The 24451-nt window shown below is 66.2% G+C and carries 23 protein-coding genes, 2 tRNA genes and 1 pseudogene; 14 read left to right on the plus strand and 12 right to left on the minus strand.

The annotated features are described in order from the left end of the window. Positions 1–2: 2 nt before the first annotated feature. Entirely contained in the window at positions 3–575 is a 573-nt protein-coding gene (locus NCW75_15315) for a GAF domain-containing protein (GenBank protein ID UYV12648.1), read from the minus strand. Positions 576–688: 113 nt separating this feature from the next. Between NCW75_15315 and NCW75_15320 the strand changes: the two genes are divergently transcribed. Both NCW75_15320 and NCW75_15325 read left to right on the plus strand, forming a co-directional pair. Continuing rightward, the gene (locus NCW75_15320) at positions 689–931 is read left to right on the plus strand and encodes a DUF2007 domain-containing protein (protein ID UYV12649.1); all 243 of its coding nucleotides are present in this window, start codon (positions 689–691) and stop codon (positions 929–931) included. 30 nt (positions 932–961) lie between these two features. Next, positions 962–1327: a hypothetical protein gene (locus NCW75_15325; protein ID UYV12650.1), complete on the plus strand. Its 366-nt coding sequence runs from the start codon at positions 962–964 to the stop codon at positions 1325–1327. Between the two features lie 4 nt (positions 1328–1331). Here NCW75_15325 and NCW75_15330 read toward each other — a convergent pair whose 3' ends face one another. Genes NCW75_15330 through NCW75_15340 form a run of 3 tightly spaced genes read right to left on the minus strand, consistent with a single transcriptional unit; the run spans position 1332 to position 3930 of the window. After that, entirely contained in the window at positions 1332–2825 is a 1494-nt protein-coding gene (locus NCW75_15330) for a PDZ domain-containing protein (GenBank protein ID UYV12651.1), read from the minus strand. Further along, on the minus strand, positions 2822–3421 hold the full coding sequence (locus tag NCW75_15335; GenBank protein ID UYV12652.1) for a phosphoribosylglycinamide formyltransferase: 600 nt from the start codon (positions 3419–3421) through the stop codon (positions 2822–2824). Before NCW75_15335 ends, NCW75_15330 begins: the two co-directional genes overlap by 4 nt. 32 nt (positions 3422–3453) lie before the next feature. Beyond that, entirely contained in the window at positions 3454–3930 is a 477-nt protein-coding gene (locus NCW75_15340; protein UYV12653.1) for an acyl-CoA thioesterase, read from the minus strand. Positions 3931–3968: 38 nt separating this feature from the next. On the opposite strand from NCW75_15340, the gene NCW75_15345 reads away from it, so the two are divergent. From NCW75_15345 to NCW75_15370, 6 genes and pseudogenes are all read left to right on the plus strand, one after another. Then, positions 3969–4685 carry a DinB family protein gene (locus tag NCW75_15345; protein UYV12654.1) on the plus strand — a complete coding sequence of 239 codons (717 nt, stop codon included), beginning with the start codon at positions 3969–3971 and terminating at the stop codon, positions 4683–4685. Continuing rightward, a complete protein-coding gene (locus NCW75_15350) occupies positions 4672–5259 on the plus strand; it encodes a hypothetical protein (GenBank protein ID UYV12655.1) in 588 nt (195 codons plus the stop codon). The genes NCW75_15345 and NCW75_15350 overlap by 14 nt, the downstream gene beginning before the upstream one ends. Before the next feature lie 118 nt (positions 5260–5377). After that, entirely contained in the window at positions 5378–5647 is a 270-nt protein-coding gene (rpsO, locus tag NCW75_15355; protein ID UYV12656.1) for a 30S ribosomal protein S15, read from the plus strand. Between the two features lie 390 nt (positions 5648–6037). After that, complete coding sequence (pnp, locus tag NCW75_15360) at positions 6038–8422, plus strand: polyribonucleotide nucleotidyltransferase (GenBank protein ID UYV12657.1); 2385 nt, start codon at positions 6038–6040, stop codon at positions 8420–8422. A gap of 331 nt (positions 8423–8753) precedes the next feature. Next, positions 8754–8981 (plus strand): annotated as a pseudogene (locus tag NCW75_15365) (cold shock domain-containing protein). 90 nt (positions 8982–9071) lie between these two features. Further along, positions 9072–9926 carry an ATP-binding protein gene (locus tag NCW75_15370; GenBank protein ID UYV12658.1) on the plus strand — a complete coding sequence of 285 codons (855 nt, stop codon included), beginning with the start codon at positions 9072–9074 and terminating at the stop codon, positions 9924–9926. 60 nt (positions 9927–9986) lie between these two features. On the opposite strand, the gene NCW75_15375 is transcribed toward NCW75_15370, so the two are convergent. The 5 genes from NCW75_15375 to NCW75_15395 all read right to left on the minus strand — a co-directional run bounded on the left by NCW75_15375 (position 9987) and on the right by NCW75_15395 (position 15339). Next, positions 9987–11999: an ankyrin repeat domain-containing protein gene (locus NCW75_15375; GenBank protein UYV12659.1), complete on the minus strand. Its 2013-nt coding sequence runs from the start codon at positions 11997–11999 to the stop codon at positions 9987–9989. A gap of 28 nt (positions 12000–12027) precedes the next feature. After that, positions 12028–12888, minus strand: a complete 861-nt coding sequence (locus NCW75_15380; protein ID UYV12660.1) for a tryptophan 2,3-dioxygenase family protein — start codon at positions 12886–12888, stop codon at positions 12028–12030. Between the two features lie 9 nt (positions 12889–12897). Continuing rightward, entirely contained in the window at positions 12898–14067 is a 1170-nt protein-coding gene (locus NCW75_15385; GenBank protein UYV12661.1) for a citrate synthase, read from the minus strand. Positions 14068–14128: 61 nt separating this feature from the next. Further along, positions 14129–14213, minus strand: a tRNA-Cys gene (locus NCW75_15390). A 94-nt stretch (positions 14214–14307) separates the two neighbouring features. Continuing rightward, positions 14308–15339, minus strand: a complete 1032-nt coding sequence (locus tag NCW75_15395; protein UYV12662.1) for a polyprenyl synthetase family protein — start codon at positions 15337–15339, stop codon at positions 14308–14310. An 82-nt stretch (positions 15340–15421) separates the two neighbouring features. Between NCW75_15395 and NCW75_15400 the strand changes: the two genes are divergently transcribed. Together NCW75_15400 and NCW75_15405 are read left to right on the plus strand one after the other, a co-directional pair. Then, complete coding sequence (locus tag NCW75_15400; GenBank protein ID UYV12663.1) at positions 15422–16903, plus strand: sulfotransferase; 1482 nt, start codon at positions 15422–15424, stop codon at positions 16901–16903. Between the two features lie 45 nt (positions 16904–16948). After that, a complete protein-coding gene (locus NCW75_15405; protein ID UYV12664.1) occupies positions 16949–17680 on the plus strand; it encodes a hypothetical protein in 732 nt (243 codons plus the stop codon). Between the two features lie 7 nt (positions 17681–17687). On the opposite strand, the gene NCW75_15410 is transcribed toward NCW75_15405, so the two are convergent. Next, positions 17688–19508, minus strand: coding sequence for a gamma-glutamyltransferase family protein (locus tag NCW75_15410; GenBank protein UYV12665.1), 1821 nt, complete (start codon positions 19506–19508; stop codon positions 17688–17690). A 72-nt stretch (positions 19509–19580) separates the two neighbouring features. On the opposite strand from NCW75_15410, the gene NCW75_15415 reads away from it, so the two are divergent. Continuing rightward, the gene (locus NCW75_15415; GenBank protein UYV12666.1) at positions 19581–20831 is read left to right on the plus strand and encodes a hypothetical protein; all 1251 of its coding nucleotides are present in this window, start codon (positions 19581–19583) and stop codon (positions 20829–20831) included. Between the two features lie 78 nt (positions 20832–20909). Here NCW75_15415 and NCW75_15420 read toward each other — a convergent pair whose 3' ends face one another. Both NCW75_15420 and NCW75_15425 read right to left on the minus strand, forming a co-directional pair. Beyond that, on the minus strand, positions 20910–22574 hold the full coding sequence (locus NCW75_15420) for a hypothetical protein (protein ID UYV12667.1): 1665 nt from the start codon (positions 22572–22574) through the stop codon (positions 20910–20912). A gap of 240 nt (positions 22575–22814) precedes the next feature. Then, entirely contained in the window at positions 22815–23045 is a 231-nt protein-coding gene (locus NCW75_15425; GenBank protein ID UYV12668.1) for a hypothetical protein, read from the minus strand. A gap of 228 nt (positions 23046–23273) precedes the next feature. Here NCW75_15425 and NCW75_15430 point away from each other — a divergent pair. The 3 genes from NCW75_15430 to NCW75_15440 all read left to right on the plus strand — a co-directional run bounded on the left by NCW75_15430 (position 23274) and on the right by NCW75_15440 (position 24446). Beyond that, positions 23274–23346, plus strand: a tRNA-Ala gene (locus tag NCW75_15430). Positions 23347–23364: 18 nt separating this feature from the next. Beyond that, complete coding sequence (locus NCW75_15435) at positions 23365–23877, plus strand: hypothetical protein (protein UYV12669.1); 513 nt, start codon at positions 23365–23367, stop codon at positions 23875–23877. After that, complete coding sequence (locus NCW75_15440; protein UYV12670.1) at positions 23874–24446, plus strand: thioredoxin family protein; 573 nt, start codon at positions 23874–23876, stop codon at positions 24444–24446. Before NCW75_15435 ends, NCW75_15440 begins: the two co-directional genes overlap by 4 nt. The last annotated feature ends 5 nt before the right edge of the window (positions 24447–24451 follow it).

The raw sequence follows: 24451 nt of genomic DNA on the forward strand, positions 1-24451 counted from the left end.
TCTCAGGACATCGACCGCACGGTCGCACGCCCAAGCGCCAGACCCACGAGATTCGCGAAGCCGTGCAGGAAATGGGCATCGCCTTCATCGAACTTGTCGGGTTCCGGGCTGTCGGCCTCGAGCACGCCCCAGCGATCGGTGCGCGTGCGGATGATGACGTTGATGGCCGCGTGGATGCCGTGATCGATGAGGATCTGGGGCCGGCGGAACTTGTCTTCTTTTACAAGGTCATTGCTCAGCACGATGTCATCGAGCTTGAAGGCGTATCCCGCGGGAGATTCCAGATCGGCCCCCACACGCATCGTGCCCACGACGCCATCGCGCCATCCATATCCGGCGCGAACCAGGAAGTCGCGCCTCTTGGGGTCGTACTCGAGCACCTTGGCGTACTTGCACTTCAGGCCCTCGGCCGTCAGTCTGGCCGCAGCACCGAGAACCTCGTCCAGATCGTCGCTCTGGAGGGCCGCCCAACCGAACTCGGCGAGCGTCTTCTGCCGATTCATCATGGTGAACAGGCGGTCGTGGACTTGATCGAGGTGCTCGAATGGATTGCTAGAGGGGTCTGCAATACCCACGCCATTTCCTCCCGTTGGGTTGGATGAGCCGTGCTTCATATACTATGCGATCCCCCGTCTGGCCGGCGGGGCAGCGCCGCCCCTAACCTTGATGCCACCACCGAGAGGACGAAATGGACCACCCCGAGCCCGTGACCGTCGGCCAGTTCCCTACCGAGATCCAGGCCACCTTCGCCGCCAACATGCTTCGCGAGGCGGGCATCCGCTGCGAGCTCCTGGGTGGGGCCAGTTCGGGCTTCAAGGCCGAGAGCCCCGGCTATGTGCGTCTACTGGTTTCCGCGAACGACGAAACCAAGGCCCGCGCGTTGCTCGAGGAGTTCAACGCCGAGAAGGCACCCGACGAAGATTCCGACTGATTCCAGACGATCCGAGAGAGGATTCCATCCATGCTGTACATGCCCCGCGCCCGCCTGCTGGCGGCGATGACGCTCGCCACACTGGCCCTCCACATGTCGGGCTGCCTGGCGTACGAGATTCGCAACGAGCTGCGCCAGGCCAACGCGTCGCTGGACGACGTGAAGCTCAGGCTCGCCACCGTCAACGACAGCCTGCTGAAGCTCGAACGCACCAACACGGTGCTCTCTGACCTCGACATGAAGCTCAGTACGCTCGAAGCGACCAACGCTTCGCTAGCCAGCATCGATTCCTACCTGGCCTCGTTGCGGCGAGCGCTGACCGCCCTGGCCGATCTCGATGCTCCCGACGACGAGCAGGACGCCAAGCCAGACTCTTCACCATCGGATCCCGGCTGAGGCGTCACCCGCCCGGGATGCGCACGCTCTCGAACTCACGCCGGCTGGCCAGTCGCGCGGGCAGTTCGAGCATCTGCCGCCCGCGCCGCACGCTGAGCACCACGATGTCGCCGGGTATGTATCGGCCCACCACGCGATACAACTCGTTGATGTCGCGTGTGCCCTGGCCGTTGATAGCCACCAGCACGTCGCGAGGGCGCAAGCCGGCATTGCGCCCAGGCGAGCCGCGTGCGACGCGAAGCACCGCCAGCCCCTCGCCACGCTCGCCGTCCACGTCGATGCCCAGCGATGCCGTGGGCGGGTGGTTCTGCTCGGGCGCGACGGGCAGGCGGTCGAGCCACCGGCGGAAGCTCAGGTCGATGCGGTCGATCTCGGTGCCAAACGTGCGCTCGAGCGCCTGCACGCCAGTGCGGTCGCGTTCCCACGTGTCGACGTAGTTATCGTAAAACTCGCCAAGCTCGCCGGCGGCGACCAAGTACAGCATGACCGTCCGCGCGTGGCCGTAATGCAACAGCTGCGAGGTGCTGATGAAGACGTGGTCGGGTGTTTCGGCGAGCTGGGTGAGCGACTTCAGGCCGCCGCGCGAGCTGGCCTTGCGCACCAGATTGCTACGCCACGAGGGCGCGAAGCTGGGCGTGCCATCGGGGTTGGCATCGATGTCCTCGACGAGCGACGCCATCCCCTCCATGATCCACGAGGCGTGCCGCTGGCCCTCCAGGCTCTGGCTGCGATAGTGCAGCGCGTGGAACACCTCGTGCCGGAGCGTGGCGCCGAGGTCCTTGCAGACCAGTTCCTTGCGATCATGGTCGTACGTGCCGGCGATCTGCCGGGCCGCGCCGCGTGCCGCATCGCCGTGGCGTTGCTGGGCCCATCGCGCGAAGTCCCGATCGGTGGGGATCACCACGCTCACCCAGGGCACCGACGCCGCGTCGGCCTCGACCAGATTATCGAACAGCTCGGCCACGGCCCAGCGGCTGACCATGTCGAGCTCGTCGCGGGCCATCGAGAAGCTGGGCTGCGGCAGGCCGACGGCGAACCGCAGCCGCAAGAACGCGTCCTCGTCCTTGAAGTACGAGCCGCCGAACTTCCTGTAGAGCGCGTCGAAGCGGGCTTGGGCGAGCGCTTCCATCCGCTCGGGCCAGCCCTCGATGATCGCCTCGAACCGATCGGTGCCGCGAATCGACGCGAGGTCGGGATCGTTTTGCAGGTGGGCCAGCTCATCGAAGCCGAGCCCGAGCGCGCGATCCAGGGCATCCAGCGCCTCATCGGTGCGCCCCAATCGGGCGAGCGAGCTGGCGATGTTGTACTCGGGCACGAACGACTCGGGCTGCCGGCGGGCCATCTCCTCGAACAACGGGAGGGCCGCCTCAAAGTCGCCGTCCATGGCCAGCGTAAAGGCGTCGGTCTCGAGCTGCGCATCGGACAGGCGGGCGGGGTCATCCTGAGCGAGGGCGAGGGTGCACAGGGCCAGCACAACCAGTGGAACCAATCGCCTCATCGTGTCGCCTCCTGCGCCGCGCCGTCGCGCGACAGCAACTCAGTCAGGGCCTTGGGGTAGGCCCGGCATTCCAACTCGAACACACGCGCGGCAAGGGAATCAACCGTGTCGCCCGGCAACACCGGGCAGCGCTCCTGCAGCACGATGGGCCCCGTGTCGTACTCGGCATCGCACACGTGCACCGTGCAGCCGCTCTCGGTCTCGCCCGCGTCGAGCACGGCCCGGTGCACACGATCGCCGTACATGCCAGGGCCGCCGAACTTGGGCAGCAGCGCGGGGTGGATGTTCACGATCCTGCCGGCGAGCTCGTCGGGCACGTCGATGCGTTGCAGGTAGCCGCACAAGACGACCCATGACGCGCCGTGCGCGCGCACGAGTCCGAGCAGTTCTTGGGCTGGGATCATGCCGCGAATGATCTCGGTTTGCAGGCCTCGCGCTTCTGCTCGCTCGGCTCCCGCGCAAGGCCTCGACGCGACCACGCCGGCAACCCGGGCGTGCAACGCGCCCGCCTCGATCGCGTCGAGCAGGTTCAGCAGCGTGCGGCCGCCCCCGCTGAGCAGGGCCAGCAGCCTTGGGGCCTCGCGTTGGTCGCCCATGGGTGTCTCCTGCGTGTTCTACCGGCCGGCGGTCATTGGGCTGAGGCTGGGTCGGCAGGCGGCTTGGCCGGCAAATGGGCCGTGGGGGGGCTGTCCATCGGCACGGGCCGCCCATCGGGCCCGATCGCCACCATGGTCAGTTGCGCCTCGGTCACGCGGACGGTTTCACCGCCCTCGTACCGCTCGGCCTCCACCCGCACCTCCACGGTGGCGCTGCTGGTGCCGGTGCGGGTCGTGCGCGTCAGGCAGGTCACCAGGTCGCCCACGTGGACGGGCTGGCTGAACTCGACCTTGTCGACGCTGGCGGTCACCCAGCGGTGGACGCCGTGGCGGCGGGCCTCGACGAAGGCCGCCTGGTCGATCGCGCTGAGAATCACCCCGCCGAAGATCGTGCCGTACTGGTTGGTGTCCCTGGGCATCGCCATGATGCGCAGGCTGCACGCCCAACCCTTGTTCTCGCTCGGGGTCGGGGCGCTCGGGGTTGGTTGGGGTGTGGGGTTGGTCACCATCACAAGGTTAGGGGCACGCCGGGCCCGTACCATTGGCCATGACACAAGCCCCCACGAACACCCAAGCGTGCGATAGCCAGGCCGGCCCGATGTCAGGTCCGATGTGCCGCCAGCTCGAGGTCGCCCCCGTCGAGGCCCTGGCCGCCATGGACTGGCCCGACCTCGTCCGCCGCTTCGCGGTGTCGGTCGAGTGGTTCGACCCCCGCATGTTCCACCTGCCCGAGCAGGATCTCGACACGCCCTTCAAGCCAGAGGCCGCGGCGGGCCTGCTCCCCATCCGGGCCCTGGTGACCCACCTGGCCGACTGTGAGATGGTGTGGCTGCACCGCATCCGCCGGGCCGTGGCCGAGCAGACCCCCATGCTGGCCAACTTCGACCACGACGCCTTCCTCGACGGGCCGCTCTACGGCCGGGGCACCCGCAGCGGCGTGACCAGCGCCCCGCCGGTGGCCGGCTCGGTGGCCGTGCTGCACACCATGCGCCGCTGGGCGCTCGACTGGCTGTTCGACATGGACGAGGCAACCCAGAACCGCAGCGCCATGCACCCCGAACGGGGAAGCATGACCGTGCGCGACATGCTGGCGACCACGACCTGGCACCTGGAGCACCACGCGAAGCTTCTCAATGCCAAGATCGAGCACCTGCTCGGGCCTCTGACCGAGGCCCCGCCGATGGCCAATATTCCCGAGGGCGGCTGCGGCCCGGGCTGCGGGTGCGCATCGAAGCAAGCCGGTGGAGGCGATGCCCAGAGCTAACGCGATCATCCTGGGATTCTCGATGCTGGCGCTCGGTGGCTGCCAGGAGGTGGTCCTGAACGAGACGCCCAAGAACGACCTGTTCGGCCGGCTCAACGGCTCGCCCAGCAGCCGCGCGGCCCGGGTCTCGCCCGACGCCCGCCAAGCGATCGATCCCGACTTGCAGACCCCCATCCGCGAGGAGCTACCCGACGGCGAGATCGTCCTGCGGTCTCGCACCGCCCGCGACCTGATGGCCCACATCCAGCGGGCCCTGACCCATCGCGAGCGGGACCTGGAGCGCGAGCTGTTCACCGAGCACCTGCTCAGCGACATGACCTGGGCCGAGTACGAGGCCCGGGGGCTGCCCCCAGAGCAGGCCTACGAGACCCTGCTGGCCCACCGCGACGACGTGCTGCTGCTGTTCAACCGCATCGGCCCGCTAGCCGAGAATTCGCCCCAGGTCATCATGCGGTCGCTGGGCAACAACGTGATCCGCCTCCAGGTGACCGGCATGGCCAGGGAGGGCCTCCGCTGGACCTTCATGGACATGGTCATGGAGGGCGGCAATTGGCGGCTGCGGTGGTTCGGGTAGGGCTGGACCCGGCTGAGGCCGGCGGGCTATGATCTGGGCTGTGGCGGATGCCGGCGTGGCCGGCACCGTGTGGTGGTGGCAATCGAGTCCTTACTGAGAATCGGAGAGGCCAGCGTTTATGGCAATCGAACCCGCGGTCAAGCAAGAGGTCATCGGCGAGCACGGACGGCACGAGGGCGATACGGGCTCTCCGGAGGTCCAGATCGCGATCCTGACCAGCCGCATCAAGGAACTCTCCAGCCACCTGCGTGAGCACCGCCACGACTTCCACAGCCGTCGCGGGCTGATCCTGATGGTGGGCAAGCGCAACCGCCTGCTCCGCTACCTGAACAGGACCAACCACGACAGCTACAAGGCCCTCATCAAGAAGCTGGGCCTGCGCAAGTAAAATAGGTTTCGTGCGTACAAAGCCCCGTGTGTTGGAATTCGGAGGGCTTTGTCGTTTTGAGGCATTCCCGGGGCGGGCCCGGCGCATGGGCGTCGGGGAAAGAGGCCGTCCCGTTCCGACAACCCGGGCCACGCGTGCCGAGCCTCGGAAGGCTTGGCGGGCCCGTCCACAGCGAGGGCTTCGGAAGGCCGAGGAGCAGTCGGCGCGATGCAGTTTGTGGTGGAAGCCACGAATGGGAACTGCCTTACGTCCTCTGCCCCTTCCTTCTGAGCCACACTCTCCCCTCGCGGCCGATGCGATGCTGGCCTTTTCCAGCAGCCTCGGCGGTTGGCTTTTTCCCGAGCCGGCGGTCGATTCCGACTCTCGGCTTCTACCCACAGGGGTTTTCAAATGGCAGATGTTGTGATTTCCGAGCAGATCAAGGTCGAGCGCGAGATCGCCGGCCGCATGATGTCGATCGAGACCGGCGTGGTGGCACGCCTGGCCTCGTCGGCGGTCATCCTGCGGTACGGCGGCAGCGCCGTGCTGGCCACCGTGGTGCGGGCCGACGCCCGCGAGGGGCTGGACTTCTTCCCCATGCAGGTGGACTACCGCGAGAAGCTGACTGCCGCGGGCAAGTTCCCCGGCGGCTTCCGCAAGCGTGAGGGCCCGCCCAGCGAGAAAGAAATCCTCACGATGCGGATGATCGATCGCCCGATCCGCCCGCTGTTCCCCGACGGGTTCATCGAGGAGATCCAGATCCAGTGCTGGGTCATGAGCCACGACGGCGAGAACGACACCGACGTGCTGGCCTCGGTCGCCGCGTCGGCCGCCCTGGCCATCAGCGATGCGCCCTTCGAGGGGCCCATCGCCACGGTTCGGGTTGGCCGTGTGCACACCGACGACGGCCCGACCCTGGTGGCCAACCCGACCGCCAGCCAGATGGACTACTCCGACCTGGACATGGTGCTCAGCGGCCACGCCGACGGCATCAACATGATCGAGGTCGGCGCCGCCGAGGTGGGCGAGGACGACATGCTCGACGCGATCGAGTTTGGCCAGGGCGTCATCGACGATATGCTCGTGCTGATCGACGACCTGGTGGCCGAGGCCGGCCAGGAGAAGCGCCCGGGCAACCTGGTGCTGCCGACCGACGACGTCATCGCGACCGTCGAGAAGGCCGCCAAGGCCAAGATGCTCAAGGCCCGCCAGATCATGGGCAAGCACGACCGCGGCGCTGCCGTCCGCGAGCTGCGCGACGAGGTGCTCGAGAAGCATTTCCAGATCGTGGAAGACGGCACGCCCGGCGAGCACATCACGTCGGTCAAGCGCCGTGCGATGGCCAAGGAGGCCTTCCGCACGCTCGAGAAGAAGTGTGCCCGGCAGTTGCTGGTCGACAAGGGCATCCGCGCCGATGGCCGCGACCTCGAAGAGCTGCGTCCGATCTTCGGCCAGGTGAACTATTTCGAGCGCACCCACGGCTCGGCGCTCTTCCAGCGCGGCGAGACCCAGAGCATCGTGAGCTGCACGCTGGGCACCGGCAAGGACGCCCAGATCGTCGACGGCCTGATGCCCGAGTACTCCAAGAAGTTCACGCTGCACTACAACTTCCCGCCCTTCTGCGTGGGCGAGGCCCGCCGCATCATGGGCCCGGGCCGCCGCGAGATCGGCCACGGCGCACTCGCCGAGCGCAGCCTGCTGGGCATCCTGCCCGGGCCCGACGAGTTCCCCTACACCGTTCGCCTGGTCAGCGACATCACCGAGAGCAACGGCTCGTCGTCGATGGCGTCGATCTGCGGCGGTTGCCTTGCGCTCATGGACGCCGGCGTGCCCATCCTGGGCACCTGCGCCGGCATCTCGGTCGGCCGCGTGACCGACGAGAAGGGCGGCAGCGAGACCTACATCACTGACATCATCGGCGAGGAAGACTTCTTCGGCGACATGGACTTCAAGGTCGCCGGCACCCGCGAGGGCATCACGGGCATCCAGCTCGACCTCAAGGCTCGCGGCCTGGTGATCGACCAGATCGAGCGCATCTTCGAGCAGGCCCGCGAGGCCCGCATCGAGATCATCGACATCATGGAAGAGGTGATCGAAGCGCCGCGCGACGACATCTCCAAGTTCGCCCCGCGCATCGAGACCGTGAAGATCAACCCCGAGAAGATCGGCAAGCTGATCGGCCCGGGCGGCAAGACCATCCGCGCCATCCAGGAGCGGTGGGGCGTGCAGGTCGACGTGGCCGAGGACGGCACCGTGTCGGTCGCTTCGACCGACGCCGAGGGTCTGGCCGGCGCGAAGCAGGAGATCGAGGCACTCGGCGAAGAGATCAAGGTCGGCTCGATCTACACCGGCAAGGTCGTGAGCGTGCGCGACTTCGGCGCGTTCATCGAGATCGCGGCTGGCACCGATGGCATGTGCCACATCAGCGAGCTCAAGGACGGCTACGTCGAGAAGGTGACCGACGTGGTGAACGTGGGCGACGAGGTCACCGTGAAGGTGATCCTCGTCGACGACCAGGGCCGCATCAAGCTCAGCCGCAAGCAGGCGCTGCCGCCCGAGGAGCGTGGTGGCGACGACGATGACGATGGCGAGCGCGGAGAACGCGGCGACCGGGGTGATCGTGGCTCGCGTGGCGAGGGCAGAGGCGATCGCAACCGCGACGGCGGAGGCCGCGGCGGACGTGGTGGCCGGGATCGCGATCGAGACGGCAACCGAGACGGCAACCGCGATGGTGGCCGGGACGGCGAGCGGCGGCCCAAGCGCCGTGGCGGCCGGAGGCCGGCTTCGGTCGAGTAGGCAAGAGCCGAGAACCGACCAGGGTTCTGAATGAATCGTGAAAACGCCAGCTAGCGCTGGCGTTTTTGGTTTATGTATGGCATTTCGATTATCCCCAAAACGAGGGAATCAAGCCATTTAATACATATTTTGTACGGTATAATTCCACTATCTACGGTGAAAGTTCTGCTAACTTGGGTGCCATTGGTAGAAATAGCGTCACGAAAGTATCCGGTTTCCGGTAAACTGGGTAAAGACCCGGCTCGGGCTGGCCATGGTTGGCCCGATTGCATGCCGTTCCGAATTCCCGCGACGTGGGGTAGTTTGCGGGTAGGGCGGTGGAGTGGCGGCCATGTCCGAACAACCGACCGACACGCTGGTGGGTGTCGAGGGCGAAGTGAAGTGGTTTGATGCTCGCAAGGGCTTTGGCTTCATTATCGGCCCCGATCAGCAGGACGTGATGGTGCACTACTCGGTGATCAACGGCCCGGGCTACCGCTCGTTGCGCGATGGCACCACCGTGGAGTACGACGCGAAACGAACCGAGCGGGGTTGGAAGGCCACCCGCGTGGTGCGGCTTAGTTCTGTAGAGACGCCCAAGCATCGGTCGGCCCCGCGTACACCCAGGCAGTGAGCCGCGCCCGATCGCTCGCGCAACTATGCTCTGCCCATGGCGATGGAGCCGTGGGGCACGACCCTGACCAACACGATCGCCGGCTTTGGTGCCGGCTTGCTCGTAGCCGCCTGTGCGGGCTGGTGGGCGACGCGCGTGCTCATGCGCCGGGCGCGGCAGGCCGAGGGCCGGGCGCGTGCCGCCGAACACTTGGCCGAGATCGGTGCGATGACTGGCGGTTTGGCGCACGAGATCAAGAATCCGCTCTCGACCATCGGGATGAACGCGCAATTACTGGCCGAGGCTGCGGAGGAGTTGCCGACCGTCGATGAGCAACAGCGGGGCCGCCTCGTGCGCCGGGCGGGCACGCTCAAGCGTGAGGTCGAGCGATTGGGGGACATCCTCAGCGACTTCCTCGATTTTGCGGGCGAGTTGCGGTTGGCACCGGTTCGTGTCGACCTGAACCGGCTCGTGGAGGAACTCGGCGACTTCTTTCTACCTCAGGCCGAGAGCAAAGGCGTGCGGCTGCGTGTCGAATTGGCCCCCGACCCGGCGTGGGCGAACGTTGATGCGCCGCGCCTCAAGCAGGCGGTGCTGAACCTGATGCTCAATGCCACGCAAGCGATGGCTGCCGCGTCAGAGGAGGGGGTGCCGAAGGAACTCATGCTCCGCGTCCGCCACCATGCGCGCGACGGCCGGGTCGAGGTCCATGTGACCGACACCGGGCCGGGCATGGACGACGAAACCGCCGAACGAATCTTCCATCCGTACTTCACGACCAAGGCCGGCGGCACGGGCCTGGGCCTGCCGACGAGCCGGCGGATCATCCAGGCGAGCGGGGGCGAGATGAGTTTCACGAGCGAAGTCGGGCGGGGGACGGACTTTGTGATTGCGTTGCCGGCGGTGGAGTGAGCTCGCAATAACCCACAGTAGCTATCGAAGCACATGACCAAGCAGGATTGCGGATCCGATTTACTTTTCAGGCTCCCATTCGGCTTCTGCGCGTTCGAGCATGGTTGCGATCCGGTCGGCCTCTTCGCTATGCGGCATGCTCGGCTTGATCTGGCGAGGGAGCAGGCCCTGGTCGTCCCGCGCCATCGGGTTCGCACCTGCGGCAAGCAGCGCCTCGACGAACTCGGCCCGGCAGTACACGACCGCCTGATGCAGGGGCGTCCGCCCGCGATAATCCAGAGCGTCGACCGGCACTCCAGCTTCAAGTAAAAGGTGCATGACCTCGACGAGACCGCTCTGCTGGGAGAGCTCGTGGAGCAGCGTGGCCCGGCCATGCCCGCGTGCGATGGGGTCGGCACCGGCTTCGAGCAATGCACGGATGGTATCTTCCAGTGGCAGAGCCTCTCTCAAGGGCCATAGCTCGGCGTGTCGTTGCGGGGAGATGCCGAGTTCCAGGGCTGCGCGGGTCTGCGGTGCGCCGTGGACGGGGTTGTAGATTGAAGCCCTGATCACGTCCAGCTTGATGGCTTGGCCGAGCAAATCGCGGCCGATTTTCTCTTCGATTGAGAGGCCTTTGGCAATGACCGCTTGCATTACCCGATCATCATCGATCTGATACTTGATGATGTCGAACAGTTGGGTCTGGTCCCAATCGAAGTGTTCCAGCAAGAGCGTGAACACGGGTTCTGGCTGGACGCGGATCTCGCGGGGAAGTGGGTCTGGCGCTTTGCCGGTTGGTGTGTGCATGAGGATGAGTGCCACGATCTCCGGATCGGTATCCCCCCAGTCGAGTGCGTCGGTCAGTGCCAGACTGAAACGATCGCGCCGATGGAGCGGGCTGGCACCGGCGTCGAGCAGCAGCTTGCACATTTGCGCATCATTCGCGCGGGCGGCGAGCGCGACTGGGGCAGGGTCGAAGTTCATGCCGCTGTTGCCACCAACACCATCCGGCGACGCCCCGGCCTTTAGGAGTGCCGCGGTGGCGTCTGTTTTACCACGGCCGGCGGCCCACGAGAGTGGGGTGCTGCCGCTCATCTGGAGTTCCACGCCCGGGATGTTGTCCACGCCCTCGTTAACATTCTTGCCAGCGGCAAGCAAGAGCCCGATGTCGTGCAGATTTCCGGTGGCCGCCGCGTGGTGCAGGGGTGGTAGCATCGGCCTCGCGCTCCATTGGCGGTGAGCGAAGTACGCGAGGCCGGAGGCGAGCAGGAGTACGGCCAATGTTCCGACAACCATGGGCAGCACACCGATGAGTGGTTGCCGTTGGACGCGGGGCTTGCCGCACTCGGGGCAGATGTCGGCTCCCGACAGCGGATAGCCGCACCGGGTGCATCGGTCGCGGCGGCGCCGCCAGCGCATTCGCAATAAGCCGGGAAGGATCGCGGGCATCATCACGATGGCCCATGCCGAGCCAAACACGAGCGAGTTTGCAAACAGGCCGAGCCACATCGGCGTGAGCGGCAGGGCGTGCTCGAGTTCGACTGATTCCCAACGCGGCTGGAGCCAGTGGTACGGCTTCTCGGGTTGTTTCCGCTGGTGGGCGGTGTGGCTCCACGGCCACTCCCAAGCGGCGACATGGAGCCCGCCGCGGACGTACTCCCCGGGGAAAGCAACGCGGTGGTCCGCGACGGCGTGATGGGCGCTCAAGCAGCGCATGGGCCACCCCGCCTCGCGCTCCCAGACCCTGGCTTTGAGGTTGATCAGTCGGTGATCCGCCGGATCGGCCTTGCGAGTGCGAACGATACTACCTCGACTGATAGCGGGTTTATCGGCGCTAGGTAGGGTTTCAAATTCGAGGTAGGGTGGCACCGGCGACTCGGACCAGAGGTTGATGAGCCGTCGCGTGCAGGTGGCGTCGCTGGTTTCGTCCACGAGCCAGCCGTCGACGACGGCGGCTCGCTCGACCGTACCACGGGTGAGCGGCACGTCGGGCCAGGTCTCTCGGTTGAGTGCAGCGCCGAGCCAGGCTATCGCAACCGACGTGAGCAGGCCGAGGAACAACGCCAGCGAGATCAGCGGGACCCAGCGACGCATCGGCTCGCCTCCAGACTCGACCGGCGGGCTACCTGCTGGGTGCCGGCAGTTCCTCGATCCGCGTCCGCACCTCCCACAGCTCCGGGAAGAACTGGTGGTCGATCATCTGGCGGAGGAAGGGCACGCCCGACGAGCCGCCGGTGCCGCGCTTCATGCCGATGATGCGGTGGACGGTGCGCAGGTGGCGGTAGCGCCACTGGCCGAACTGATCGTCGACGTCCACGAGCTTCTCGGCCATCTCGTAGCTGGCCCAGTGGTCGTGGGGGTTCTCGTACACCGTCTTAAGGACGGTAATGACGCTCTCGTCCATTTCTCGCGGCTCTGAGTAGTCGCGGTTGACGGCCGCTTCGGGCACGGGCAGGCCCTGGCCCTTCATGTATGTCAGGAAGGCGTCGTAGATGCTGGGCGCTTCGAGCGCCTCGGCCAGGATGTCGTGGGCCACCTTGTCGTGCTCATGCACCTTCAGCATCCGCCGGTCCTTGTTGCCCAGCAAGAACTCGACGAGGCGGTACTGGAAGCTCTGGAAGCCGCTGGCATTACCCAGAATGCCGCGGAACTGGGCGTACTCGGTGGGCGTGAGCGTGGCCAGCACGCTCCATTGATTCAAGAGTTGCTGGAGGATGTGCTTGACGCGGGCGAGGATCTTGAAGCTCGGCTCGAGGCTGCCGGCCTGCACGGCCGCGATGGCGGCGCGCAACTCGTGGATCATCAGCTTCAGCCACAGCTCGGTGGTCTGGTGCTGGATGATGAACAGCATCTCGTCGTGGTGCGCGGGGCTGCTCAGCGGCTGCTGGGCCGTGAGGACCTTCTCCAGATGCAAATAGCCGCCGTAGGTCATACGGTCGGCCATGTCGGTGTGGAGCGTGGATTCGAACTCGCGTTGGGACATGGAGGGACGTTAGTCCTTCCACTTGCGAAGGTCGGGGCCGACGTAGTTCGCACGCGGGCGGATCAGCCGGTTGTTGGCGTGCTGCTCCATGATGTGGGCGGCCCATCCGGTAATGCGGGCGGCCACGAAGATGGGCGTGTACTGCGGGATGGGGATGCCCAGGGCGAAGTACGTCATGCCACAGGGGAAGTCGACGTTGGGGTGGATGCTCTTCTCGTCGAGCATGATCTTCTGGACGATTTCGCCCAGTTCGAACCACTTGACGAACTCGGCCCCACGCTTCTCGGCAGCCGCACGGCCAAGATTGTGCAGGATCGGGGCCCGGTGGTCGCCGTTCTTGTACACACGGTGACCAAAGCCCATGAGCTTGCGCTTGTCCTGGAAGGCCTGACGCATCCATGCCTCGACGGCGGGCTTCTCGATCTTGCCGTCCAGATCCTTCATGATCTCGCGGAGCATGTCCATGGCCGCCTCGTTGGCGCCGCCGTGCAGCGGGCCCTTCAGGGCGGCGATGGCGCCGGTCACCGCGCCGTGCATGTCGCTCAGCGTGCCGGCGATGACGCGGCTGGCGAAGGTGCTTGCGTTGTAGTCGTGCTCGGCGTACAAGGTGAGCGAGACATCGACGACCTTCTCGGCCTCGGCGTCTGGCTTCTCGCCGCTCATCAGGTAGAGCATATTGGCCGCATGCCCCAGGTTGGCGTCGCCGCCGGTGTCAGGCGCAACGATGTCGCGGCCGTCGATCACGTTCTGCATGTGGCCGATGATCGTGGGGATCTTGGCGGTCAGCCGCTTGGCCTTGCGCAGGTTGGCCTCGGCGCTGATGTCCTGGCTTTCCTTGTCCAGGTTGGCCAGCAGGCTGACGGCCGTGCGGAGGATGTCCATTGGCACGGCGCTGCCGGCGATGACCATGGGCTTGACCGTCTTGAGGTAGTCGATGATCTGCGGCGGCAGCGCCCGGTTGGCGATCAGCTCGTCCTTGAAGAACTTGAGCTGGTCGGCCGTGGGCTTGTCGCCCTCGAGCAGCAGGTAGGCCACCTCCTCGAAGCTGGCGTTGTCGGCCAGGTCGTGGATTTCGTAGCCGCGGTAGATCAGGGCGTCTTGCTCGACGTTGCAGATGCTGGTGTCGCCGGCGACGACGCCTTCGAGGCCGGCCTTTGGGGCTGGTGCGGCGGTGGTCATTGGAAAGCCTCCGATTCGGAAAGTATTTGGGAATGGCAGGCGTGAGCCCGCCGGATCAGAAAGGGCGCGGTGGGATTCGAACCCACGGTTGGATTTCTCCAAACGGATTTGCAATCCGCCCCATTAGTCCACTCTGGCACACGCCCGGGGCATCCACCGGCATTCGCTCCGGCGGAGCGTCATTATTGCGCGCTCGGCGACCAAAAGCCCGGTTTCATGGCCATGTCCGGGCATTCGCGGTCAGAACGCCCGATTGACCACAGCCTCGGCCATTGCCAGCAGGATCCGACGGGCCGGCGAGTCGACGACGGCGTCCAGGTGCCCGCGAGCCCTGCCCACGATGGTCTCCGAGGCCCGCTGGGCGTGCTCGACAGAGCCGGTAGTCTCCAGCCGCTGGCGGAGGCGGGCGGGGGCGTCGCCCGAGTTTTCGTGGGCGGCACGGACGGCGAGCGCCAGGCTGTGGGCCCGCTCGTCTGGGCTGGCGGCCCGGAGGTGGTGGATGACCGGGAGCGTGAGCTTGCCCTTACGCGCGTCTCGGCCCACGCTCTTGCCCACCACCTCCTCGCGGCCGGTCAGGTCGAGCAGGTCGTCGCGCACCTGGAAGGCCGATCCGATCTGCCGGCCAAAGGACTCGAGCGCCGCGACGATCTCTGGTGTGCCGCCCGCGGTCACGGCTCCGAGTTCGCACGCGGCGGCGATGAGCTCGGCCGTCTTGCGATTGATGATCTCGAAGTAAGTGGCTTCGTCGAGCGAGAGGTCGTCGCGGCGGTCGAGCTGGAGCAGCTCTCCGCTGCACACCACCATGCTGGCGCGCGCCACGCGCAGGGCGGTGGCCTGCTCGTCGAGCGTGGAGCAAAGGTGGTACGCGCCGGCGATGAGGTAGTCGCCCAGGATCACGGCCGTCTCGTTGCCGCTCATGGCGTTGACGGTGCGTCCGCGACGGCGCGTATCGGCCTCGTCGAGCACGTCGTCATGCACCAGCGTGGCCATGTGGACCATCTCGCACACGGCACCGATGACCTCCAGTGCCTCGCCCTTGGGCCCGCGCAGCACTTTCGTGAGATCGCCATGGGACGCGCCCGCCGAGAGCGCGACGAGCGCGGGGCGCAGCATCTTGCCGCGGTAGCGTTCGACGTGCTGGGTCAGCCGCTGGACGGCCAGAATATCGCTGTGCAGGGCGTCGTCGAAGCGGTCGGCCACGCGGCCCAGGAACGAGGCCAACTCGCCCTGGACGGGTTCGAGCGAGGCGTCCAGATCCAGCATTTCTCGCATGGGCCCTCCCGGTGCTAACCCTGCTGGACGATAGGCCCAAAGCCACGCATGCCCGGCCCGAAACGGGGTTTATGATCGCCCCATGAGCCTCAGCCCACAGCGTGCGACCGAACTCCTGCAACTGGCCCGTGATGCCACCTCACGCGGCGACTACAACCAGGCCCACACGCTCGGCTCGACGCTGCTCGAGAACCTGCCCAACGACCCGCAAGTGCACCTGCTGATGGGCGAGGTCTCCCTGGCGACCGGCTTCATCGACAAGGCCATCGAGCACCGCAAGTTCGTGGTCGAGCACTCGCCGCCCTCGCCCCTGCGAGAGGTGCAACTGGGCGAGACCTACGTCCACGCGGGCAAGCTGGGTGACGCCCTGGCCCACTACGCGAGGGCCCTGAAGCTCGACCCGAACTTCCCGCCTGCCGTCGCCGGGCGGGCCGAGGTGTACGAGATGCAGGGCAACACCAAACGCGCTTGGAAGTCGCTCGAGCCGGGTATCGCCGCCCACCCGACCAACCCATCGCTGGCGGCGGTGGGGGTCCGGGTGCTGATGGAGTCCAATCGCCTCAAGGACGCCATCGACCTCGGCGAGCGGGTGATGGCCGCCGGCCTGCCCGAGGAGCCCCAGCTCCGCAGCACCTGCCTGACCATGGCACGCGCCTACGAGCGAAACAAGCAATATGAGCAAGCCCTCGACGCGGCCGAGCGCGGCAACGCCATGCTGCGCGCGCCGTTCAGCATCGAGACGTACAAGAGCCAGAACGACGAGGTCATCGAGACCTTCAGCAAGGACTGGATGCAATCCGGGCCGCGCGCCACGGTCGATGGCTCGTGGGCCGTGTTCATCGTGGGCATGCCCCGGAGCGGTTCGACGCTCACCGAGCGCATCATCCACGCCCATCCCGATGCCTTCGGTGCCGACGAGGACTTCACGCTCCAGCTCCTCATCGGGGGTTTGAACGCCCAATTCGAGTTGGAAGCCCAATGGCCCGGCAACGCCCGAGAGTTGGACGTGGAGCAGCTCAACGAGTGCGCGCGCAAGTACGAGCGCGGCATGAGAACCAAGGCGCCCACCGTCAAGCTCATCTCGAACAAGGATCTGGCCAACATGCGCCGCCTGGGCTTCGCCGATCGCATCCTGCCCGGTGCCAAGTTCATCCACACGCGTCGGGATCCGGCAGACAACTGCCTGTCGTGCTACTTCGAGCGTCTTCGGCCGGTGGCGATCCCGTACGCCGACAGCTTCGACAGCCTCGCCGCGGTGTACGCCGAGAACGAGCGGCTGGCGGCCCACTGGCAGGTTGCGTGCTCGAACGACTTCCTGACCATCCGATACGAGGACCTGGTCGCCGACCTGCCCACCGCGGCCCGGCGGATCATCGACTTCGTGGGCCTGCCGTGGGACGATCGCTGCCTGCGGCCCCACGAGGCCAACCGAGCCGACCGGACCCTGAGCGTGACCCAGGTCCGCCGGCCTATTTACAAATCGGCCAAGGGCCGGGCGGCCAAATACGGCGACCTGATCGCCCCATTGCGCCAGGCGCTGAAAGCCCACGCACTGGAAGCGTAAGAAACAGTCTGGATCGACCTGCCGCCTCCTCAAGGGAGTCCCCATATGCACCGTGCCTGTCTTGCCGTCGTTGTCATATTCACTGCTGCCACCGCCGCTCTAGCCCAGCCAGCGGGGCAGAACGAGGCGCCGGAAGCTCCCGGCCAAGAGTTCGAGTTCATCCAGATCGAATCTGGGACCTCCGGCTACCGCGGTTTCGAGCGGAAGGTGTTCGCCGATTTCATTGAGGCTGCCCAGGGTGACGACGACGCGAGACAGCGTTTGATCGCCGCCTGCGAGCGTGCGATCGAGGCAGACGCTAAGAACGCCGAGGCTATCGCCTGGCGCGGCGCCGCCAAGATGTTCGAGGCCGGCACGGCTTCGGAAGAAGGTGACTTCATGGCCGCCATGAGGCACACCAACGCGTCCCTGGAGGATCTCAATACGGCTCGCGAGCTCGAGCCCGAGAATCCCGGTGTGCGGATGGTCGCCGCGCAGATGCTGCTCAGCCTGGCCAAGTACCACCCGATGGAGAACATAGCCAAGGGCTACGCGAAGCAGGGCATCGAGGACGCCAAGGCGGCGTTATTGAAGCTCTACAACAACTGGGGCAAGCAGCCGGCCGACGTGAAGGGCCAGCTCCTATCGGGTGTCGCCGAGAGCTACGACAAGCTCGGCAAGGCCACCGAAGCCCGCGACTGGTTCAATCGCGTCATTGGTGCCGTGCCCGGCACGACGTGGGCGAAGCAGGCGCAGGCATGGATCGACGCGGCCGACAAGAAGGCCAACGAACTCTAGTGCAGAATCAAAACCCAACCGCCTGTCCGTCGGCCCGCAGGTCGCTCGCGGCCAAGTAGCCGTCTTCCAATCGGTAGATGACCTGCCCGCGGCCGAACGTCGCGTTGCGCGTGCGATAGCGGCGCATCGGGTGGCCCATCGCTTCGAGCTGGTCGTACACGCTATCGCCCGCGAGCGTCTCGAAGCCCGGCTCGATCATGACGCGGCCGTCGCGTTCGATCTGCCAGCGCGGCGCGTCGAGACACGCTTGCGGGTTCTGTCCGTGGTCGGCCAGGCGCACCAGCACCTGGGCGTGGCCCTGGGGCTGCATGAACCCGCCCATGACGCCGAAGGCCATCGCGGGGCCGCCCTCGCGCGTGACGAAGCCCGGGATGATGGTGTGGTAGGGGAGCTTGCCCGGCGCGATCTCGTTGGCGTGGCCCGGTTCGAGCGAGAAGTTGCCGCCACGGTTCTGCATCGCGACGCCGTAGCCGGGGATGACCATGCCCGAGCCGAAGCCCGTGTAATTGCTCTGGATGAAGCTGACCATGTTGCCGTCGGCATCGGCGGCGGTCAGGAGCACGGTGCCGCCGTCCTTGGGCTCGCCATATTCGAAGTTACCGGCCTTGTCGCGATTGATGAGCTTGGATCGATCTTGCAAGTACCCATCGTCGAGCAGGTCGTCGACCGACACCCGCATGTGCTCGGGGTCGGCGACGTGCTGGTGCGCGTCGGCGAAGGCCAGCTTCATCGCCTCGATCTGCAGGTGCATCCACTTCGCGGAGTCGATCTCAAGGTCGGCAATATCGAAGTGCCGCAGGATGCCAAGGGCGATGAGTGCCGTGATCCCCTGGCCGTTGGGCGGGATCTCGTGCAGCCGCCAGCCGCGGTAGTCGATGGAGATCGGGTCGACCCAGCGGGCCTCGTGGGCCGCGAGATCGACCATTCGCAGCGAGCCGCCGTGCTTCTTGCTCTCGGCGTCGATGGCTTGCGCGATCTCGCCCTCGTAGAACGCGCGGCCGTTGGTCTTCGCGATAGCCTCCAGTGTGCGCGCATGGCCCGGGCTGGCGAACAACTCGCCCGGTTCGGGCGTGCGTCCGTCACGCGTAAACGTCTGCTGCCAGCCATCAAACCGATCGGCCCCGCGATACCGGCGGGCCGACGCGCCCCAGCTCTGCGCCACGCCCGGGCTGACGAGGAAGCCCTCGCTCGCGTAGCGGATCGCCGGCTCAAGGACCTTTTCGAACGGCAGCTTGCCGAACTTCTCGTTCACCGCCGCCCACCCCGACACCGCGCCGGGCGTGGTCACCGCGCGCCAGTCGTAGAGCGGCATACGGTCGAGCCCGTCGTAGTCCTCGCGCTTCAGCCCCTTGGGCGCACGGCCCGAGGCGTTGAGGCCGTGCAGCTTCGTGTTGCCGCCCTCATCCTTCATCCACAGCAGTGCAAAGTTGTCGCTGCCGATGCCATTGGCCGTGGGCTCGACGACCGTGAGCGCGGCGGCCGTGGCGACCGCGGCGTCCGCCGCGTTGCCGCCCAAGCGCAGCATCTCGAGCCCGGCTTGCGCCGCCAGCGGCTGGCTGGTCGCCACGCAGTTGCGCGCCAGCACGGGCATGCGCTGGCTGGTATAGGGCAGGTCGTAGCCGAACGGCCCCTGGCCCCACTTGCGATCCTGCGGCAATGCGTCGAGTTCTTCCACGACGGCATCGTTGCGTCGCGGCGAGGCCGACGCGCGCGACGCGAGGTACCCGCTGCCCGCCGCGGCCGCCAGGCCGGCCGACGTGGCACGCATGAAATCCCGTCGTGTGAGGTCGTCGTTGGGGTCACCCGGCGCTTTGTGTGGGGTTGTCATAGCATGAACGGTATAGACCATCGCCCCGCGGCGTGAGGCCCGGGGCCCAATTCGCTCAGGAGGGGTCTTGTTATGCCACGCCGCACGCTTGCTCTGGGCATCCTCGGGTGCCTCCTCGCATCGACCGCCCACGCCGACCCGGCCGTGGACGCCTTCACCCGAGACGGCGCGACGCTCACGAAGGCGACCCAGGAACTCGGCAAGCTCGTTGACAGCGGCGATGCCGACGCGCGCACCCGATTCGCCCACGCCCTGGCCTCCTTCTTCCACAGCGGCGAGCGTGCGGTCCAGCGGTTGTACGACCACGGCGCGGGCCAGCCCATCCGCTCGGGCAGCGTCATGATGTTCCGTGGCATGATGCAGGCCGGACGCAACCCCGACCCCAAGCCGGTCAGCGCCGAAGACGTCCGCGATATCGCCCGCCAGTGGCTGACCGACCTGCGACGGGTTGACCAACTCTTCGACGGTGTTCCCGAGGGCGATTGGAAGCTGCGTCTGGACATGGCGCAGATCCCCATCGACTTCAACGGCGACGGCGTGGCCTCGCCGGGCGAGGCGCCAGCCCGGGCCTTCTCGATCCTCTTTCGCGGTGGTGTGAACATCCCCCAGGACCAGCAGTCGTTCGTGCTCGGGCTCGACGCGACCGACCTGCACTGGCTGCGGGCGTACAACGACGTGCTGATGGCTGCCGCCGAGATCATGCTGGCCTACGACAACCAGGAGATGTTCGACCGCTGCGGCCACTTGTTCTTCCCCAAGCCCCAATCGCCGTATCCGTTCCTGCAGCAGAGCCGCCCGCTCGATCCGATGGGCATGGATATCGACGTGGGTGACATCCTCGCGTTCGTGGGCAGCCTCGACTTCCCGCTGGCCGCCGACGGTGCGACGCGCATGGGGAATGCCCGGCAACACCTGCTCCGTGCCATCGACCACAGCAGCGACATGTGGAGCAGCGCCCGGGCCGAGACCGACGACGACCGTGAGTGGCTGCCCGCCCCGGGCCAGACGCCCGCGATGGATGGTGTCGAGATCGGCGAGCCGCAGGTCCGCATGTGGCTCGACCTGCTCGACGAGGCCGAGGCATTGCTCGAGGGCGAGAAGCTCCTGCGCTTCTGGCGCGGCGACGGCTCCCAGGGCATCGATGTGCGCGAGTTTTTCGAGGAGCCACGCGACTTCGACGTGTTCTATTGGGTCCAGGGCTCCGCCGCCGCGCCTTACCTCGTACCGGTCGAGGATCGCCCCGTGACGCGCGACGAGCTCTGGAGCGACATGCAGGACGCCTTTGGCGACGATCTGTTCCGGTCGCTGTTCTACATCAACTGATCTGCGGGAAATAGAACAACGCGGGCGGCCTGGCAAGGAAAGCACGCCCGCGTGTAGGGAAGTGATCCGGTTTGGGCCTTAGTCGAGCACGCAGCCCGCGTCGAAGGCGTTCTGGAAGGCCTGGAAGTCGAACATGTCCAGGGACCCGTCGCCGTTCAGGTCGGCGATCAGATCACCAGCGTTGTAGGCATTGAAAAACGCCAGGAAGTCGAAGACGTTGAGCGTCGCGCTGCCGTCGAAGTCGGCCACGCACGCGCTGAGCGGATTGAACAGTGCGTACAACTGGCCCCCCTGGACCAACTCGGGATCGGCTTCGGCCTCGTGGACCTGCATGTCCATGAGCCACCAGCCTTCGCCCAGCAGGTCGTCGGCGTAGAAGGCGCCGCTGCTCTCCTCGTTGGTCGTGATGAACTCTGGCTCGCCCTCGGTGAAGAACTTGCCGGCCGACGCGGCGATCTCGGTAAGCACGCCGCTGTCGACGTTGTAGTTCCAGATCTTGGCCAGGCGATCGCTGCCACCCGGATCCTCCTGGATGACCACGTTGCCGCGATTGTCGATGCCCATGTTGTCCATGGTCTGCTGGCCCTCATCGCCCTGCAGCAGGATCTCGATCACACCGCCCGCCTCGGGGTTGGTAATGTCGTCGAAGTAATTGGCAAACAGGCGGCTGTTCAGCGAGCTGCTGGCCGTGGTCACCCAATAGAAGTCGCTCTCGCGACCGTCGCGGACATCCCACGCGCCATCCTCGATGCGCTGCCAGCGGGTGATGTCTTGGGCGATCGATTCGGTCTGAAGCTCGATTCCCGTCATGTCGCGCACGTCGCCTAGGTCGATCAGCTCGAAGCGGGCTTGGCCGACATAGCCCGTGGTCGCGTCGCCGAAGCCGAACTCGTTGCTCTCCTCGACGACCGTCGTGCCGTCGAAACGCACGACCTGGACGCCGTACAGCGTGCCGTTGGTCAGGCCGGCCTTGTCGGCGGGGCTGCCTTCGGGCTGCTTCTCGCCCACGTACACGTACAACTCGCAGGGGGCCGGGCCGGGTGCGGTGCTGCGATCGGCGTCGTCCATGGGGATGACGATGGTCTTGACCTGCTCGAAGGGATTGGCCAGCACGTTCTCGTGGGCCATCTTGCCGACGGCGGGGATTTCGTAGCTCACGCCGGCGTCATCGCCGGTTACGACGTGGGCGAACGCACGGCCGTGGTCGGCGCTGAAGGGCGGGCGGGTCTCCTCGCCGCTCATGAAGATGCGTTCGGTCGTGCCCAGGCCGGTGGTCGAGTCGTAGAACGCGCTCACGGGCGGCAGGTCGGCCGAGCACAGTCGGTTGAGCGTCTCGCTGAACGACTCCGTGTAGCCGACGAACGGTGTCCACACGAAGACGCGCTTGATCAGATCCTCGCCGGCGATCACTTCGAGTGTGTCGGCGTCGATGGTCCACTTGCTCACGAACGCGCCGATCGCGCCATGCTCACGAACCACGCCGGCGGACGTGCCAAGTTCGTGGTTCATAAGCACGGTGAACGTGCCGTCGCCGTTGTCGTATCCACCCATGCCGTCGGGAATGCCGACCATCCGGTAGTCGCTCCCCGTCGGGCTGTCACCAACGGTCAGGATGCTGGTCGATCGGGCGTCGCTCAGTGTTCCGTCGACGTAGGGCTCGGCCGAACTGTTTGGGCCGGTGGTCTGGGCAAGGCCGGTGGCGGCACCAGCGAGAAGCATCAGGGTCGCGATCGAATTGCGCATGGATTCTCCTTTGCTCGCAGGCTCGATCGGAGCGGACGCGTGCCTGCTCCACCGAGTGCGGCTTTGGTACCCATGCGTGAAACGAAAGCCAAGCAATCCGGGTCGCTCTGCGCCGAGTCTTCGCGCAATGACGCCGGTCTTGTCCGAGCGTAAACACCCTCTTTATGAACGGGGGCGTGCATGCTCCGCGATGTGCTGCGCATGCGAGTGCTGCTTTTTCTGAACAACACAGTGTTGCATCTATCCAAAGACGTGCAGCAGCGCCCAGATCGCCAGCACCGGCAGCAGCCAGTCGTTGCCGTGATACCCGTGATGGCCGTAGTGCCCGTGGAAGCCGTGGTGGCCGCCGTGGTAGCGGTAATGCCCGTGGCCGTGGCAGCCCGAGAGCAGGACCGCGCTCCCGACACCAATGAGCACCAGCCCGCCGCGCCACGTATTGAGTCGAGTTCGTCCGTTGGTCGGCTTGCCCATGATCATGCTCCTTTGGCCGCACACACGGGCCGCTAGCCGCCCCCTCCAGCGGCTCGCAGCCCGATGTGTAAGCTAGTGCTAACAACATAACGGCGATCGGCTGAATCCGAGCCAAGAAATCGCCGGTGTGGGGCGATTTTACGGTTATCGGGCTATATGATCTGCCCCAGCGGCTCGGGAATGGCCGCCCTATACTCACGCCCTCCGGCCGAGAGGCCAAGCGAAACCGGGGCGGTAGCTCAGTTGGTAGAGCGCATCGTTCGCAATGATGAGGTCGCGTGTTCGACTCACGTCCGCTCCACTTCCCAATCACACAGGCATGACCGATCGACCCAATCGACTGTGGTGGGCCGTATATCCGCCCCTGGCGGTGGCCCGAGAACTGGCGATTCCGATCAAGCAGGCCCGGGCGGCCGTCAAAGCTGTTCAGAAGCGACGCCGGATCCTGATTGCGGCCGCCCCTGCGGCGTTCGCTATCGGGGCGTTCGGCTGGCTCGCGTTTCTCGAAGCCGTATCCACCATCTACAACGAGGTGAACACGTTCCACCCCGATGGCTCGCTCGCGTCCACGAGCGCCACCGGCCCCTTCGGCACCACGACCTACCCGCTGCTGGCCAGCGCGATCCTCGGGTATGGCGTCGCGTGGCTCATCGGCGTCGTGCTGACGTTTGTCGCCCAGGACCGCATCATCGGCACCGAGGCCCGCCGCTGCGCGCGCACGCCCGCCTGCTTCGCCTGTGGTTACGACCTCTCGGCGGTGGTGGGGGATGTCTGCCCCGAGTGCGGCACCGCCCGCGTTGGCGAGCCTCCGGCGCGTATCGTGTCGCCATGATCGAGACCGACTTCCTGCGGACCAAGTTCGAGCAAGCCCTGCTATACGACGCCTACGTCGCCACCGGCAAGGACAACCACCAGAAGGCGTGGGCTGACTTTCGCCAGAGCGTCCGGACGACCGTCGAGCACCACTCCCTGTTCGAGGGTTTTACCCGTCGCATGCACGTCCTCGCCATCAGCGGCACGTGGTGCGGCGATTGTGTGCAGCAGGTGCCGATGCTCGACGCGATCGCCAAGCTCCGGCCCGACCTCATCGGGCTGGGATTGCTCGATCGCGACGAGCACATGGACCTGGCCGAGCGGCTGGTGATCAACGATGGCAACCGTGTGCCGGTGGTGCTGTTCCTCAACGAGGAATTCGACTTTGTGTCGATGTACGGCGATCGCACGCTGACGCGATACCGGGCGATCGCCGAACGGCAACTTGGCGCATCGTGCCCGCTGCCGGGCGCGCCGGTGCCGGCCGACGAGATCGCGGCGACCTTGCAAGATTGGATCAACGAGACCGAGCGGGCCCAACTGGTCTGCCGGATGAGCACCAAGCTGCGCGCCAAGCACGGCGATTAACGGAA

This window comes from Phycisphaera sp., from assembly GCA_025916675.1.
Taxonomy (GTDB): domain Bacteria; phylum Planctomycetota; class Phycisphaerae; order Phycisphaerales; family UBA1924; genus JAHCJI01.

What these genes read in the sequence shown, in the direction of transcription:
- NCW75_15415 (UYV12666.1), top strand. Translation starts at nt 19,581, where the DNA reads ATGCCACGCCGCACGCTTGCTCTGGGCATCCTCGGGTGCCTCCTCGCA.
- NCW75_15380 (UYV12660.1), bottom strand. Translation starts at nt 12,888, where the DNA reads ATGTCCCAACGCGAGTTCGAATCCACGCTCCACACCGACATGGCCGAC.
- NCW75_15385 (UYV12661.1), bottom strand. Translation starts at nt 14,067, where the DNA reads ATGACCACCGCCGCACCAGCCCCAAAGGCCGGCCTCGAAGGCGTCGTC.
- NCW75_15435 (UYV12669.1), top strand. Translation starts at nt 23,365, where the DNA reads ATGACCGATCGACCCAATCGACTGTGGTGGGCCGTATATCCGCCCCTG.
- NCW75_15350 (UYV12655.1), top strand. Translation starts at nt 4,672, where the DNA reads ATGCCCAGAGCTAACGCGATCATCCTGGGATTCTCGATGCTGGCGCTC.
- NCW75_15345 (UYV12654.1), top strand. Translation starts at nt 3,969, where the DNA reads ATGACACAAGCCCCCACGAACACCCAAGCGTGCGATAGCCAGGCCGGC.
- NCW75_15405 (UYV12664.1), top strand. Translation starts at nt 16,949, where the DNA reads ATGCACCGTGCCTGTCTTGCCGTCGTTGTCATATTCACTGCTGCCACC.
- NCW75_15340 (UYV12653.1), bottom strand. Translation starts at nt 3,930, where the DNA reads ATGGTGACCAACCCCACACCCCAACCAACCCCGAGCGCCCCGACCCCG.
- rpsO (UYV12656.1), top strand. Translation starts at nt 5,378, where the DNA reads ATGGCAATCGAACCCGCGGTCAAGCAAGAGGTCATCGGCGAGCACGGA.
- NCW75_15410 (UYV12665.1), bottom strand. Translation starts at nt 19,508, where the DNA reads ATGACAACCCCACACAAAGCGCCGGGTGACCCCAACGACGACCTCACA.
- NCW75_15395 (UYV12662.1), bottom strand. Translation starts at nt 15,339, where the DNA reads ATGCGAGAAATGCTGGATCTGGACGCCTCGCTCGAACCCGTCCAGGGC.
- NCW75_15375 (UYV12659.1), bottom strand. Translation starts at nt 11,999, where the DNA reads ATGCGTCGCTGGGTCCCGCTGATCTCGCTGGCGTTGTTCCTCGGCCTG.
- NCW75_15400 (UYV12663.1), top strand. Translation starts at nt 15,422, where the DNA reads ATGAGCCTCAGCCCACAGCGTGCGACCGAACTCCTGCAACTGGCCCGT.
- NCW75_15325 (UYV12650.1), top strand. Translation starts at nt 962, where the DNA reads ATGCTGTACATGCCCCGCGCCCGCCTGCTGGCGGCGATGACGCTCGCC.
- NCW75_15440 (UYV12670.1), top strand. Translation starts at nt 23,874, where the DNA reads ATGATCGAGACCGACTTCCTGCGGACCAAGTTCGAGCAAGCCCTGCTA.
- NCW75_15425 (UYV12668.1), bottom strand. Translation starts at nt 23,045, where the DNA reads ATGGGCAAGCCGACCAACGGACGAACTCGACTCAATACGTGGCGCGGC.
- NCW75_15320 (UYV12649.1), top strand. Translation starts at nt 689, where the DNA reads ATGGACCACCCCGAGCCCGTGACCGTCGGCCAGTTCCCTACCGAGATC.
- NCW75_15370 (UYV12658.1), top strand. Translation starts at nt 9,072, where the DNA reads ATGGCGATGGAGCCGTGGGGCACGACCCTGACCAACACGATCGCCGGC.
- NCW75_15335 (UYV12652.1), bottom strand. Translation starts at nt 3,421, where the DNA reads ATGGGCGACCAACGCGAGGCCCCAAGGCTGCTGGCCCTGCTCAGCGGG.
- NCW75_15420 (UYV12667.1), bottom strand. Translation starts at nt 22,574, where the DNA reads ATGCGCAATTCGATCGCGACCCTGATGCTTCTCGCTGGTGCCGCCACC.
- pnp (UYV12657.1), top strand. Translation starts at nt 6,038, where the DNA reads ATGGCAGATGTTGTGATTTCCGAGCAGATCAAGGTCGAGCGCGAGATC.
- NCW75_15330 (UYV12651.1), bottom strand. Translation starts at nt 2,825, where the DNA reads ATGAGGCGATTGGTTCCACTGGTTGTGCTGGCCCTGTGCACCCTCGCC.